The organism is Streptosporangium sp. NPDC006930, assembly GCF_040635605.1.
In the GTDB taxonomy this organism is placed as follows: Bacteria; Actinomycetota; Actinomycetes; order Streptosporangiales; family Streptosporangiaceae; genus Streptosporangium.
The window spans coordinates 45,226-58,307 of record NZ_JBEYID010000012.1 but is presented as its reverse complement, the minus strand read 5'-3'; the positions used below and the strand labels follow the sequence as shown (position 1 = coordinate 58,307).

General features: G+C 70.6%; 11 protein-coding genes. 3 read left to right on the top strand and 8 right to left on the bottom strand.

What is annotated here, in order from left to right; all coding sequences use genetic code 11:
• Positions 1-5: 5 nt before the first annotated feature.
• On the top strand, positions 6-488 hold the full coding sequence (locus ABZ664_RS21585; RefSeq protein WP_362512495.1) for an NUDIX domain-containing protein: 483 nt from the start codon (positions 6-8) through the stop codon (positions 486-488).
• Positions 489-712: 224 nt separating this feature from the next.
• Positions 713-1,525: a DUF1684 domain-containing protein gene (locus tag ABZ664_RS21580; RefSeq protein ID WP_362512492.1), complete on the top strand. Its 813-nt coding sequence runs from the start codon at positions 713-715 to the stop codon at positions 1,523-1,525.
• Between the two features lie 121 nt (positions 1,526-1,646).
• On the opposite strand, the gene ABZ664_RS21575 is transcribed toward ABZ664_RS21580, so the two are convergent.
• From ABZ664_RS21575 to ABZ664_RS21545, 7 genes are all read right to left on the bottom strand, one after another.
• Positions 1,647-2,807 (bottom strand): serine hydrolase domain-containing protein, encoded by a 1,161-nt coding sequence (locus ABZ664_RS21575; RefSeq protein ID WP_362512490.1) that lies wholly within the window; start codon positions 2,805-2,807, stop codon positions 1,647-1,649.
• Positions 2,808-2,957: 150 nt separating this feature from the next.
• Positions 2,958-4,142, bottom strand: coding sequence for a chorismate synthase (gene aroC / locus ABZ664_RS21570; RefSeq protein WP_362512487.1), 1,185 nt, complete (start codon positions 4,140-4,142; stop codon positions 2,958-2,960).
• Positions 4,139-5,437: a 3-hydroxybenzoate 6-monooxygenase gene (locus ABZ664_RS21565; protein WP_362512484.1), complete on the bottom strand. Its 1,299-nt coding sequence runs from the start codon at positions 5,435-5,437 to the stop codon at positions 4,139-4,141. The genes aroC and ABZ664_RS21565 overlap by 4 nt, the downstream gene beginning before the upstream one ends.
• Before the next feature lie 7 nt (positions 5,438-5,444).
• Positions 5,445-5,777, bottom strand: a complete 333-nt coding sequence (locus tag ABZ664_RS21560) for a hypothetical protein (RefSeq protein ID WP_362512481.1) — start codon at positions 5,775-5,777, stop codon at positions 5,445-5,447.
• 345 nt (positions 5,778-6,122) lie between these two features.
• Positions 6,123-8,546, bottom strand: coding sequence for an amino acid adenylation domain-containing protein (locus ABZ664_RS21555; protein WP_362512478.1), 2,424 nt, complete (start codon positions 8,544-8,546; stop codon positions 6,123-6,125).
• A 36-nt stretch (positions 8,547-8,582) separates the two neighbouring features.
• Positions 8,583-9,752 (bottom strand): 3-deoxy-7-phosphoheptulonate synthase, encoded by a 1,170-nt coding sequence (locus ABZ664_RS21550; protein ID WP_362512475.1) that lies wholly within the window; start codon positions 9,750-9,752, stop codon positions 8,583-8,585.
• Positions 9,753-9,777: 25 nt separating this feature from the next.
• A complete protein-coding gene (locus tag ABZ664_RS21545) occupies positions 9,778-10,800 on the bottom strand; it encodes a ketoacyl-ACP synthase III family protein (RefSeq protein ID WP_362512472.1) in 1,023 nt (340 codons plus the stop codon).
• A 342-nt stretch (positions 10,801-11,142) separates the two neighbouring features.
• On the opposite strand from ABZ664_RS21545, the gene ABZ664_RS21540 reads away from it, so the two are divergent.
• On the top strand, positions 11,143-11,721 hold the full coding sequence (locus ABZ664_RS21540) for a CGNR zinc finger domain-containing protein (protein WP_362512469.1): 579 nt from the start codon (positions 11,143-11,145) through the stop codon (positions 11,719-11,721).
• Between the two features lie 212 nt (positions 11,722-11,933).
• Here ABZ664_RS21540 and ABZ664_RS21535 read toward each other — a convergent pair whose 3' ends face one another.
• Positions 11,934-13,079, bottom strand: coding sequence for an acyl-CoA dehydrogenase family protein (locus ABZ664_RS21535; protein WP_362512466.1), 1,146 nt, complete (start codon positions 13,077-13,079; stop codon positions 11,934-11,936).
• Positions 13,080-13,082: the final 3 nt, after the last annotated feature.

Sequence of the window (13,082 nt, the reverse complement as noted above, 5' to 3'; positions counted from 1 at the left end):
TGTCCATGCCCACGCCCGGCACTGCCCTGCCCCCCGCGCTCGAAGCACACACCCTCCTCGTCGCCGCCGTCATCGTCCACGACCAGACGCGGCAACGAGTCCTCCTCATACAGCGAGCGGCCAGAGCGAAGTTCGCCCCCAACCACTGGGACCTTCCTGTTGGCAAGGCGAGCAAGGGCGAAGTGATCACCCAAACCGCGGTCCGCGAACTGAAGGAGGAGACCGGACTGGTCGTAGACCCCGCCGACCTCCGAGTAGCCGGTCTCATCCACTGCTCCTGGGGTGTCGAGGCACCGAACGGCTTCGTCACCGTTGTCTTCGTCACCGACACCTGGAGCGGTACCCCGGTCAACGCCGAACCTCGCAAACACGCGCGCGTCGCCTGGCACCCGGCAGACCGGATACCCCAGGCATTCGTGTCCACCACTCGCACCGCGCTGATCAACTACCTGACAGGCGGCCCCGTGGTAACCACCGAGGGATTCTGATCCCAGTGGTATCTCCTTCGGTCACAGGCCACCACTTACCGGAACGGTGACGCCTCCGCGTGTCGTCAGGACGGCGCGGAGGCCCGAGTGTCCAGTGGTCGCCTCGTGAGGGGATGGACCTGATGGTTGAGTGTGTTCTGGTCGTCCGAATATCAATGCTGGACATAAACCAATCTAAAAGGTAGGAATAGTATGAAAAATCTCGCGCATCTTGAGGAGCAGCCATGGCAGCCAAAGTGATCGACGTGGCGGCGTACGTCCAGGAATGGCAGGACTGGCACCACCGGCACGAGAGAGCGCTGGCCGATCCCCACGGGTTCCTCGCCGTCACGAACCTGCACTGGCTGACGTCTGAACCACAGCGCCTGCCGGATGCCCCAGGGGAGTGGTCGACCGGCGGCGAGGGCGTCGTGGTGACCCTCGGCGACGCGGAGGAACTGGTCGTGGACGGCACGCCTGTGCGTGGCCGGTACGTGTTCGGCCACATCCCCGAACGCGGTTCGATCAATGCCGTCTGGGGTGAAACGGTGATCGAGGTGGCCAAGCGGGGCGGGCATGACATCGTCCGGCCCAGACACCCGGACCACCCGCTGCGTGTCGCGTTCGCCGGCACTCCGGTGTTCCCTCCGGACCCGCGATGGTTGGTCGTCGGCCGCTACCTGCCGTTCGACGAGCCCCGGCCGACGGACGTCGGGGCGGCGGTGGAAGGGCTGAGGCACGTCTACGACGCGCCAGGGCGGGTCGAGTTCGAACTCGACGGGCAGACGCTGAGCCTGACGGTGTTCAACGGCCACGCGCCGGGCAGCTTGATCGCCCTGTTCACCGATGCGACCTCCGGCGTGACCACCTACGCCGCCAACCGCGTCCTGCAGCTCGGGGTGCCCGATGCCGACAACCAGGTGACCGTGGACTTCAACCGGGCCACGAACCTGCCGTGCGCCTACACCGACCTCGCCACCTGCCCGCTGCCGCCGGAGGAGAACCGGCTGCCGGTCGCGATCGAGGCGGGCGAGAAGATCCCCTACGAGCGCGGCTGACGTCCGGACGAGCGCCCCCGTGGTCCTCCGTGTCACCGGCGCCTCCGCGTCCCGTGTCACCGGAACGGCGACGCCTCCGCGTGCCGTCAGGACGGCGCGGAGGCGAGGGGGCGGCCGTCCGTTACCCGCACAGGGCGGTGTCGACGGCCTTGATCACGTTCATCGCTCCGGCCTCGCTGCTGGGCAGGGCGGTCACCGCGACCGAGGCCGCCCGGCCGTCGGTGGTGGCGGCGACGCGGGTCTCGTAGCCGTCGATGTCACCGCCGTGGCCCCAGCCGATGACGCCGCAGCTCATCTTCATGCTGACCACGCCGAGCCCGTACTGCCAGCCCTCGGGGAACCCGGGTGCCTTCATCGTCTTCTTCATCTCCGTCAGCTGCGCGGGCTTGAGCAGCTTGCCGTCCAGGAGGGCGAGGAAGAAGGTGTTGAGGTCTTTCGGGGTGCCGATGAGCTGGCCGGCCGCACCGCCCCAGGAGGGGTCCAACGTGGTGATGTCGGTGAACTTACCCTTGGACTTGCCCGCCAGGTAACCGCGGGGGTGCGGGCCCTGGATGCCCCGCTCACCGGCGGCCGGCCAGTACGTGTCACGCAACCCGGCGCGGTCGATGACCCGCTTGGTGACCTCTTCGGCGATCGGCCGACCGGTGACCTTCTGCACGATCAGGCCGAGCAGGGTGTAGCCGGTGTTGCTGTACTCCCAGCCCTTGCCCGGCTTGAACGACGCCTTGTGCTTCAGGGCCACGTCGACCAGGTCCCTCGCCTCGACATAGCGGTTCCGGGTCTTGGAGATGTCCTGGTCCATGTAGCGGGTGTAGTTGGGCAGGCCGCTGGTGTGCTGGAGAAGCTGGCGGACGGTGATCTTACGTCCGTCGCCTGCCTTGCCGCGGATCATCCCGGGCAGGTACGTCTCGATCGGCCCGTCCAGCTTGATCTTGCCCTCGCCGACGAGCTGCAGGACGACGGTGGCGACGAACGTCTTGGTGTTGCTGGCGATGCGCACCCGGCCGTCGACCGGCACCTCCTCCCGGGTCTGCAGGTTCCCGACGCCCGCGGTGTAGCCGGTGACGCGCCCTTCGCGGTCGCGCACCGAGGCGAGCGCGCCGGGGAACTCATCGCCGATCAGCCCGTCGAGCGCCTTCTGCACGTCGCCGTCGAAACCGGCCGACGCCGACGCCTTTGTCGAGGCCGAGGCGGCGACCGGCGCGGCGGCGGCGCTTGCGGCGATCATCACGGCGAGCCCGTAGGCGAGGAAACGGGAGCGGGGGGAGGTGGGGCTGAACATCGGAACTCCTTGTTCGAGGGTCACTTGCCGACCTTCGAAGCATGTCGCGGGGGAGATCATCACTTCGATCCCGCGAACTGGAGACCCGTGGTACAGCTGGCGCTACCTCGATCGGCCGCGCCGGTCGGTCCGCCGCTCCCCGGGGACGCGTCAGCCGATGGGCAGGTGGTCCAGGTAGCCGCGGACGTTGCGGCGGGTCTCGGCCACCGAGTCTCCGGCGAACTTCTCCGCCACCGCGTCCGCCAGGACCAGCGCGACCATCGCCTCGGCGACGATTCCCGCGGCCGGGACCGCGCACACGTCCGACCGCTGGTGGTGGGCACGCGCGGGGGCGCCGGTGGTGACGTCCACGGTGGCGAGGGCTCGTGGCACGGTCGCGATCGGCTTCATCGCCGCGCGCACCCGCAGCGCCTCGCCCGTGCTCAGACCGCCCTCGGTGCCGCCGGAGCGGCCCGAGGTCCGCCTCACGCCCTCGGGTGTCGGCACGATCTCGTCGTGCGCCCTCGACCCCGGCGTACGGGCGAGCGCGAAGCCGTCCCCGACCTCGACGCCCTTGATCGCCTGGATGCCCATCAGGGCGCAGGCCAGCCGCGCGTCGAGGCGCCTGTCCCAGTGCACGTGGGAGCCGAGCCCCACGGGGACCCCGTAGGCGAGGACCTCGACCACGCCGCCGAGCGTGTCACCGTCCCGGTGAGCCCGGTCGATCTCGGCGACCATCGCCTTGCTCGCGTCGGCGTCCAGGCAGCGCACCGGGTCGGCGTCCAGCCTCCCGGCGTCCGCGGGGACGGGAAGGATCCCGTCGGGGGCCTTGGCGGAGGCGAGTTCCACGACGTGCGAGACGAGCTCGACCCCGGCCGTCTCCCGCAGGTAGGAGCGGGCCACCGCGCCCAGCGCCACCCGCGCGGCCGTCTCCCGCGCGCTCGCTCGCTCCAGGATCGGACGGGCCTCGCCGAAACCGTACTTCTGCATGCCCGCCAGGTCGGCGTGGCCTGGCCTGGGCCTGGTCAGCGGGGCGTTGCGCGCCAGTCCCTCCAACACCTCGGGGCCGACGGGGTCGGCCGCCATGACCTGCTCCCACTTGGCCCACTCGGTGTTGCCCACCACGATCGAGACCGGCGAGCCCAGGGTCAGCCCGTGCCGCACGCCGCCGAGGATGGTCACCTCGTCCATCTCGAACCGCATCCGCGCGCCCCGGCCGTAGCCCAGCCGCCGCCTGGCGAGCGCGTCGGCCAGCATGCCGGTGGTGACCGGCACACCGGCGGGCAGCCCCTCCAGGGTCGCGACGAGGGCGGGTCCGTGCGATTCTCCCGCGGTCAGCCAACGTAACCTGCTCACCGGGCCACTCCTTCACTGAGGCTGAGTTCGAGGAGGTCGTCGGACACCAGGTGTTCCCCGGATACGCCGAGGTCCCTGGAGCCGGAGCCGAAATCGGAGCCCGAGCCGAAGTCCAGGCCGGATCCGAAGTGGCGGGCGCCGTGCAGCCAGGCCACCTTGTCGTGCAGGTCGTCCACCGTGAGGGAGGACAGCATCGCGTTCCGCGCCCGTGCTTCGGCGCCCGCCGGATGATAGAGGCGTTCCCCCATCGCGCGGGCCACCAGCTGGGTCCTGGCCGTGCGCTCGCGGCGTTCGGCGTTGTACTTCTCCAGGCGCTGGGTGAAGGCGTCCTCGTCGCAGTCGAGCAGCCTGCCGATCACCACCGCGTCCTCAAGCGCCATGCACGCGCCCTGGGCGGCGTACTGCAGCATCGGGTGCGCGGCGTCGCCGAGCAGGGCGACCCGCCCGTCCGTCCAGCGGTCGACCGGGTCGCGGTCGCACAGGACCCAGGTCCGCCATTCCTCGCCCAGCTCCAGCAGGGCGCGGGCCGTCTGGCTCAGGCCGGGGAACTCGCCCAGCACGTGGGACCGGTCCGCGGGCTCGCCCGCCAGCTCCTCGCGGGCGCCGTCGTCCCGGGTGGCGGCGAGGTTCAGGAACCTCCCGCCGCCGATCGGGTAGTGGACGAAGTGCCACTTCGGGCCCGCCCAGAGGGTGACGGTGTTCCACCGCAGCTCCGCGGGGACCTTCTCCATGGGGATGACCGAACGGTAGATGGTGTGCCCGGAGATCCGGGGTCTGCCGTCCCCGACGAGCTGACGGCGGACGGCGGAGCGGATGCCGTCGGCCCCGATGAGGGCGGCGCCGGCGAACCGCTCTCCCGTGTCCGTGAGGGCGGTGACGCCGGTCGGGCCTTGTTCGTACCGGGTGACCCATCGGTTGCCGAGCAGTTCGATGTCGCCGGACGCGCGGCAGGCGTCGAGCAGCGCCTGGTACAGGTCGCCCCGGTGGACCACCGCGTACGGGTCGCCGAACCGGCGCCGGTAGCCGTCGGTCAGCGGCATGCTGGCCACCCGCTCGCCCGTCGTGCCGTCCATGAAGCGCAACTCGTCGATGAAGACCGCCCGCTCGCGCACGGCCTCGCTGACACCGAGGTGGCGGAGCGCGTGGAAGGCGTTCGGTGCCAGCTGAATTCCGGCGCCCAGTTCGGCGAATGTGGCCTGGCGTTCCAGCACGATCGCCCGGTGTCCCCGATCGGCGACGCTCAACGCCGCCGCGAGACCGCCGATGCCACCACCGGCAATGAGAATCCTCGCCATGTCCTCGTCATCCCTCCAGGGCCAGGCCACGGCCCGCCAGTTCGGCGACGTCGAAGATGCCCTCGGTGGTGGCCTCCACATCGAAGACGGAGCGCTGGACGGGCGGGGATCCGATCAGTTCGGCGGCCCTCGCCGGCAGTGGTGCCGCCGCGGCCTCCGCCGACTCCCAGAGCAGCACGGCGCCCCAACGGTCGCTGCTCCGGTCGGAGATCCAGAACTTCAGGCGCAGCCCGGGAATCCCGGAGAAGCGGTCCACCGCCTCGTCGCGCAGGAACGCGCGGAGCGATTCGACGGTCTGGTCCGACTCCCGTAGGTCCCACCAGACGACGACGGCCTGCATGCGCTTGACACCTCCGGAATCAAATGCTTTATGCCGTTGTCGCCGACGACGTTTTCCCGCATATAGAACGGGTTTCGACTCCGGTTTTTCGGCCATTCTTGTGACTGTTGTCTATTACGGTAGGTCGCCGTTAAGGGCGGGACAACGGCCCTGTGATAAGGCATTCTTCTCAGGATGTGAACAATGAGCGGGAGTCGCGGAAAAAGGTTGGCGGAACGAATGTGCAGGCTCCGGGGCCTCGACACGAGGACCGGCCCCGGCAAATGCCGGGGCCGGTCCTTTTCAGCGGTGCCGTTTCACGGAGGTCGGCGGCTTCGTTGGCGCCGTTCCATGAGAATCGGCGGTTCAGCCCCTCTTCGCCTCCGCGATGGTGCAGGCCATTCGCTCGATGCTCGCCTCGTCGAACAGGTCGTCGATGTCGGCGTCGACGTCGAAGGCCTCGCGGATCCGGTCGGTCAGGCGGGCCGCGCGCAGGGAGTCACCGCCCAGCTCGAAGAAGTTGTCGAGGATGCCGATGCCTTCGAGCTCCAGCGTCTTCGCCCAGATCTGCTGCAGAGTCCGCTCGATGTCGTTGCGCGGCTCCTGGTAGGGGCTGCCGACGTCAGGGCGGGACCGGGGCGGCTCGGGGAGCGCGGTCCGGTCGATCTTGCCGTTCGTCGTCGTCGGGAGACCGCCGACGACGTACGCCGCCGGCACCATGAACGAGGGAAGCGTCTGGCGCAGCGCCGCTCGAAGGTCCCGCACCTCGGGGACGGGCCCGGGGCGCGGCTCGATGTAGGCCACCAGCTGGACGTCTCCCTGGCCGTCCTTCCTGGCCAGCACCGCCGCCTGGCCGACGCCCGGTTGTGCGGCCAGGACGGCCTCGATCTCGCCGAGGTGCACCCGGTTGCCGCGGACCTTGATCTGGTTGTCGGTACGGCCGACGATCTCGATGCTCCCGTCGGTCCAGTAGCGCGCCACGTCGCCCGTCCGGTAAAGCACCGGGTGGCGGACCGGGTCCATCGGGTTGGCGAGCCACTTCTCCGCGGTGGCCTCCGGGCGGCCCAGATACCCCTCCGACAGGCTCTCGCCGGCCACGAAGATCTCACCGACGACTCCCGGCGGGAGAACCTCGAGGTTCTCGCCGAGCACGTACGCCTTGACGTTGGGCGTGGGCCGTCCGATCGGGGGCAGGCGGTGGGCGCGCCCCTCCTCGCCGAGGTCCACGCCGAGCTGGGTGATGTCGCACGTGGCCACCACCGTCGCCTCCGCGGAGCCGTACAGGTTGAACACGTGGAAGGGAAGGTCGGCGGAGGGCCACGACTGCACGCGCTCGCCGCAGATCCTGATGTTGACCAGCTCGGTCTCGGCGGGCCAGTGGAGCGTCCACAGCCGTTCGGCCATCGCCTTCATGAGCAGGGTGTGGGTGATCCGCTCGGAGACGAGCCAGTCGCGCAGCCACTCGGGCGAGGTCACGACCGACGGCTCGGGGATGTGGACCGTGGCGCCCGCGGCCAGGACCGAGAAGCACTCGACCTCCACCATGCCGTAGCCGGGTGCGGCGAGCCACGTCCCTCGGGACTCCTCGGTGATACCGCAGATCACGCGCATGCTGTAGATGAGGTTGCGGGCCGCGCCGTGCGGCACCATCACGGCCTTGGGCACGCCCGTGGAGCCGGAGGTGTAGCAGATGTGGATGAGGTCTGAGGCCTTCACCGGCTCGCTGACGGGGGTGGTGGGCTCGTCGCGCCAGTCGGTGCCGTCGAGCGAGAGCACCGGGCAGATACCCGACACCTTGAACTCGTGGGCCCTCATGGTGAGCACCACCACGGCCGAGGCGTCCTCGATCATGAAGCGGACGCGGTCGTCGGGGAACTCGGGGTCCAGCAGGATCGCCGCCGCCGCCGTCTTGAAGCAGGCGAGCTGCGCGATCAGGCTCTCGGCGCCGCGCGGGAAGCAGACCCCGACCCGGTCGCGGGGGCGGACCCCCTGTGCGGCGAGCCGGTGGGCGAGCTGGTTGGCCTGGTCGTCGAGCTCGCGGAAGGTGAGCCGGCCACCGGGCCAGGCCACCGCGACCACGTCGGGCGTCCGGCGCGCGATGTCCGCGACGACCTCGTGGAAGAAGAGGGCGGGCACGGGCTCGTCGGTCTGGTTCCAGTCGACGAGGATGCGCCGGGACTCCTCCTCGGTGAGCAGGGGGATGTCCCGTAGCGTGACGGCCGGGTCGGCGGCGAGGGCGTCGAGGACCCGCCCCAGGTGCAGCGCGTACTGGGCGGCGGCGTCCGCGTCGAACTCCGCCCGCGACATCACGAGGTCGAGGCCGTCGGTGTCCCGGGTGAACACGGTCAGCGCGGCGCGCGGCCCCGGCTGCTCACCGTTCGCGGAGACACCGTTCGTGGAGAGGTCACCGGCGGAGAGGCCGTTCGCGGAGACGTCACCCGCGGGGACGCCGTTCGCGAGGGCGTCGCCGGTGGAGACGACGGCGTGGCAGGGCTCGCCGGTGGTGGGCTCCGCCGTGCCGGCCGCGATCGCGGCCAGCAGCTCCGCGGCGGTCGTGTCGCCGGACACCCGCACCCGGACGGTCTCGGCGGCACCCCGCCCCGCCCGCCCGATCAGCAGGTCGGTCTCGGCGGTGTAGCGGTGGAGCAGGCCTGCCAGGGCCGCGACCGCGAACGTCTCCCGGTGCGGCCGGGCCTTCTCGGGGACGGGGATGGAGTGCCGGTGCGGAACTCCCGGCGGGCCGTCACCGGCGGGACGGGCGAGGGGAAGCGACGAGTTGGTCGTTTCCATGAGAATCGTTCCTCTCGAAATAGCGGGTCGGAGGTCTCAGGCGAGAACCGGCAGCGGGGAGGGGAGGGCGAGCTCGACCTGCGAGGAGATGCCCTCGGCACCGGCCCGCCGCAGGGCACGCCCGGCCTCGACGGCCTCGGCGAGCCCGTGGATCATGCGGGTGGTCTGGTCCCAGTCCACGCAGGCGTCGGTCACGCTCTGCCCGTACGCGAGGGCGTCCGTCCGGCCCAGGATCAGGTCCTGCCTGCCCGCGGCGAGGAAGCTCTCCAGCATGATCCCGGCGATGCCGGTCTCCCCGCCGGCGATGCGGTGCGCGATGTCCGCGGCGACGAGGGGCTGTCGCTCGTGGTCCTTGCCGCTGTTGCCGTGGCTGGCGTCGATGAAGAGGCGCTGGGGCAGGCCCGCCTTCTTCAGCAGTGCGAGGGCGCCGGCCACGTCGGAGGGGCTGTAGTTCGGGGCCGTGCTGCCGCCGCGCAGGACGACGTGGCAGTCGGGGTTCCCGCTGGTGGAGACGATCGAGACGAGGCCGTCGTCGTCGATGCCCGGGAACACGTGTCCCTTCGAGGCGGCGACGATGGCGTCGACCGCGTCCTCCACGTGGCCGCTCGTCGCGTTCTTGATGCCGACGGGCATGCTGAGCCCGCTGGTGAGCTGCCGGTGCACCTGGCTCTGGACGGTGCGGGCACCGATCGAGCCCCAGGACACGGCGTCGGCGAAGTAGCGGGGGGTGAGCGGGTCGAGGAACTCGCAGCCGATCGGCAGGCCGGTCTCCAGGATGTCCAGCATCAGCCCTCGCGCCAGGCGCAGCCCGCTGTTGAGGTCGTGCGAACCGTCGAGGTGGGGGTCGCTGATGAGCCCCTTCCAGCCGAGGCGGGTCCGCGGCTTCTCCATGTAGACCCGCATGACGACCACGAGCGAGCCGGACACCTGCCGCGCGAGCTCGGAGAGCCGCTCGGCGTAGGTGAGGGCGGCGCAGGGGTCGTGGATGGAGCACGGGCCGGCGACCACGACGAGCCGGTCGTCCTCGCCGTTCAGCACCTGGGTGACCCCGTACCGTCCGCCGAGGACGGTCTCCCTGGCGGTGGGCGAGACCGGGATCTCCTCCCGCAGCGCCGCGGGTGAGAAAAGCCGGTCGACCGGGGTGACGCGGGAGTCGAGGGAGTCGATGAGGGAGGGCAGCACGTCGGGGGTGTGGGTGATGGTCATTGCGGGGTTCCTTCCGGTGGAGTGGTCAGGCGTTGTCCGCCGCGAGAACCGCCGCGGAGAATGTGAATCCCATTCCGGTGCCGATGAGGAGCACCCGTGCTCCCGGCTCCAGCAGGTCCTCGTTCAACAGGTGGTGCAGGCCGTAGAGCTGGTCGGCGGGACCGAGGTGCCCGATCGTGAGCCCGAGTTCGGCCAGGGTGTTGCCGGGAATGCTCTTCAGGGGTCGTACGAAGCTCTCCTTGAACAGGGTCCGCCCGACGAACGGTGTGACGAGCCAGTCGATCTCGTCCATGGACAGGCCGGCGTCGGACAGTGCCGTGGAGACGACGCCGGCGGTCCCGGCCGCCGACCTCGCGCGGACGTCGCGCAGCGACAGCTCGCCGCGCGCCAGGAACTCCCGGGTCCTGCGCCTCATGTCGGGGTGCGGTTCGGGAGCCGTACGGAACGGCTCGTCGCCGCGTGAGAGTCCTTCGAGGGCGGTGTCGGTCTGCGAGGCGCAGGACAGCAGCCTCAGCCGGCCACGACCCCGGGTGACCACCGCCGAGGCGGCGCCGTCACCGAAGACCATGCCGGGGGAGAGGTACCAGCGGTTGGTGGGAGGGGCGAAGCGGTCCGCGACCGTGATGAGGGCGGAGGGGAGGTCGGGGCGTCCCGCCAGCATGCTCGCCGCGATCTCCAGGCAGGCGAGGGAGCCGTTCGACGCCGCCGAGACGGTCATCGGCATCCCGGCCATCCGGGTGCCCAGCAGCTCCCCGCCGATCCAGCAGGCCGCGGGCCACATGTCGATGCCCTGGAAGTGGCTGTGGCTGTGCAGGTAGAGGGTGTCGGGGCCGATCTCCGTCCCGTGGGCGGCGGCCTCCTTGAGCGCCTGCCTTCCGGCGGTCACGGCCATCTCGGGGGGAGCCTGCGAGGACTGGGCGACGGAGATCATTCCGGTGCTCTCGGCGACCTCGGCCGAGTACGAGCCGTCCTCGACGGCCCGGGTTATGGGCACCCGGTCGCCGAGCGTGCCGCCCGTGCCGGAGATCCAGATGTCATCGAACCGCATCGCTGAGAGTCCTTTCCGTGCCGAGGCCTCGGGACGTTCCAGGGGGACGCGTGTCGCCGGTGATCTCCCTGCCGGCGATGCGGGCGGGGTGGACCTCGGTTGTCACGTCGCTTCCCTTCGCGCTCCGGAACTCGCGGTTGGCCATTTCTCGGTTACCAGCAATTACGCTAAGGCGGTAACGAGGGCGGGACAACGGGGGTGTGATAAGAGCTTCTTTTCGGGATGCGAACGTCGCGTGAGGAAGAAACGAGGGGATTGTGGCGCCGCGAGTCCCGTCAGATCGCCGTTAAATCATCGGTAGCGCACTACCGGCAAAGGTGGTTCAATAGTAAAATTGTCAGGATGAAGCGACAACCGGGAGACAGGGCCGTGGCACCGGGCCCGCTCGCACTGGTGCAGGCGTTCGTCAACAGCGTGAACGTGGAGTTCGGGCCTGACTATCTGGCCACCGTGGAGGGCCTCACCATCTGGCTGGAGCGCAACGGCCTCGGTGACCCGAGGGTGGAGCCGGGCGAGCTCGACCGCCGCGACGCCGTGACCCTGAGGGAGGCGTTGCGCGCGCTCCTGCGGGAGAACAACGGCGGCCCCCCCGACCTCCAGGCCCGCCGCACGATCGAGCACATCGCGCGTGACTGCCCGCTCGTCGTGGGGTTCGAAGGGGAGGCGGGGGAGCTCGGCCTCCGGCCCGCGCTCACCGATGTGCGCGGAGCCCTGGCCAGGGTGCTCGCGGCCGTCGCCGGTGCCGTCGCCGACGGCTCCTGGCAGCGTCTCAAGGCGTGCGGCGAGCACCGATGCGAGTGGATCTTCTACGATCGGTCGCGAAACAAAGGCAGCCGCTGGTGCTCGATGGCGGTGTGCGGGACGCGGTCCAAGATGCGCACCTACCGCGAGACGAAGCGGGTCCACAGCGAGAGCGGCTGAGCCGCGCGGATCGGATGCTTTTGGGCCGGGTACGTCCGGCGGCGTCACCTCGCGCGTGAGCCGGGACCGGCGATACACCAGTCCGGCGGCGTCACCTCGCGCGTGGGTCGGGACCGGCGACACACCAGGTCAGGCGGCGTCACCTCGTGCGTGGGTCAGGAAAGTCCGGTGGGGGCGGCTCGGCCGCCCCCACCGGTCGTGTCGTGCGGGAGTCACGGCGCGTTCTCCCGGCCGAGAAGCTTCCTCGCGACGACGAGCTTGGTGGCCGCCGCGGTGCCGTCCGCGAGCTGGAGGCCGATGACGTCCCTGAGCCGCTGCGCGATCGGCCCGTCCTCCGACCAGCCGAGGTGGCCCATGGTCAGCAGGGACTGGTGGACGGCCTCCATCGCCGCCTTCGGCGCCCACCACTTGGCCATGTTGGAGGGGATCCGCGGGTCCATGCCGTTGTCGGCGCGCCACAGTGCCTCGTACGACACCAGCCGTGCCGCGTGCAGCATGGTCGCGTGCTCGACCAGGGGGAAGGCGACCGCCTGGAAGGTGCCGATGGGCCGGCCGAACGCCTCCCTGGCGCCCGCGTGGGCGATGGCCTCGTCGAGCGCGGCCTTGGCGACCCCGAGCGCCATCAGCGAGATGTACGCCCGCGAGACGCCGAACCCGCGCATGACCGCCGCGAAGCCGAGTCCAGGCTGCCCGACCACGTCCTCGGGGCCGACGCGGACGCCGTCGAAGACGAACCTGCCGCGCCCGCCGGACCGGCAGCCGAGGTCGGGGAGGGTCTCGCGGCTCACCCCGGCCTGGTCGAGCCGGATGTAGAAGGCGGTGATGCCGTGCGCCCCCGCCTCCCCCGTCCGTGCGAAGACGAGGCCGTGCGTGGCGTAGGCGGCGATCATGATGGAGGTCTTCTCGCCGTTCAGCACCCAGCCGTCGCCGTCGGGCTCGGCGCGCATCTCGATGCCCGCGGCGTCGGTGCCGTGGCCGGGCTCGGTGAGGCAGAGCGCGACGATCGACTCACCGCGGGAGATCGGCGGCAGCCAGCCCGCCAGCTGCTCCGGAGCGCAGTTCGCCGCCAGGACACCGCCGATGAGGGCGGCGTTGAGCACGGGATAGCAGACGGACAGGTCCGCCGCCGCCAGTTCCTCGAGGGCGATGCCCGCGCTCGTCGCGTCGAGCCCGCGTCCCCCGTACTCCTCGGGCATCCGGAGCGCGAACAGACCCTCCTCGCCCAACTCGGCGAGGAGCCCTGGACGGTATCCGCGCCGCACGTCGCTCTCACGGCGGTACGGGGCGATCCTGTCGGCCGCGAACTCCCGCACCCTCTTGGCGAGCGCCTGCTGATCACTGGTGAATTCGAAGTCCATGTG

Excerpts from the sequence above, each read along its gene's own strand:
- ABZ664_RS21585 (WP_362512495.1), top strand. The coding sequence starts at position 6 with ATGCCCACGCCCGGCACTGCCCTGCCCCCCGCGCTCGAAGCACACACC.
- ABZ664_RS21580 (WP_362512492.1), top strand. The coding sequence starts at position 713 with ATGGCAGCCAAAGTGATCGACGTGGCGGCGTACGTCCAGGAATGGCAG.
- ABZ664_RS21575 (WP_362512490.1), bottom strand. The coding sequence starts at position 2,807 with ATGTTCAGCCCCACCTCCCCCCGCTCCCGTTTCCTCGCCTACGGGCTC.
- ABZ664_RS21565 (WP_362512484.1), bottom strand. The coding sequence starts at position 5,437 with ATGGCGAGGATTCTCATTGCCGGTGGTGGCATCGGCGGTCTCGCGGCG.
- ABZ664_RS21560 (WP_362512481.1), bottom strand. The coding sequence starts at position 5,777 with ATGCAGGCCGTCGTCGTCTGGTGGGACCTACGGGAGTCGGACCAGACC.
- ABZ664_RS21555 (WP_362512478.1), bottom strand. The coding sequence starts at position 8,546 with ATGGAAACGACCAACTCGTCGCTTCCCCTCGCCCGTCCCGCCGGTGAC.
- ABZ664_RS21550 (WP_362512475.1), bottom strand. The coding sequence starts at position 9,752 with ATGACCATCACCCACACCCCCGACGTGCTGCCCTCCCTCATCGACTCC.
- ABZ664_RS21545 (WP_362512472.1), bottom strand. The coding sequence starts at position 10,800 with ATGCGGTTCGATGACATCTGGATCTCCGGCACGGGCGGCACGCTCGGC.
- ABZ664_RS21540 (WP_362512469.1), top strand. The coding sequence starts at position 11,143 with ATGAAGCGACAACCGGGAGACAGGGCCGTGGCACCGGGCCCGCTCGCA.
- ABZ664_RS21535 (WP_362512466.1), bottom strand. The coding sequence starts at position 13,079 with ATGGACTTCGAATTCACCAGTGATCAGCAGGCGCTCGCCAAGAGGGTG.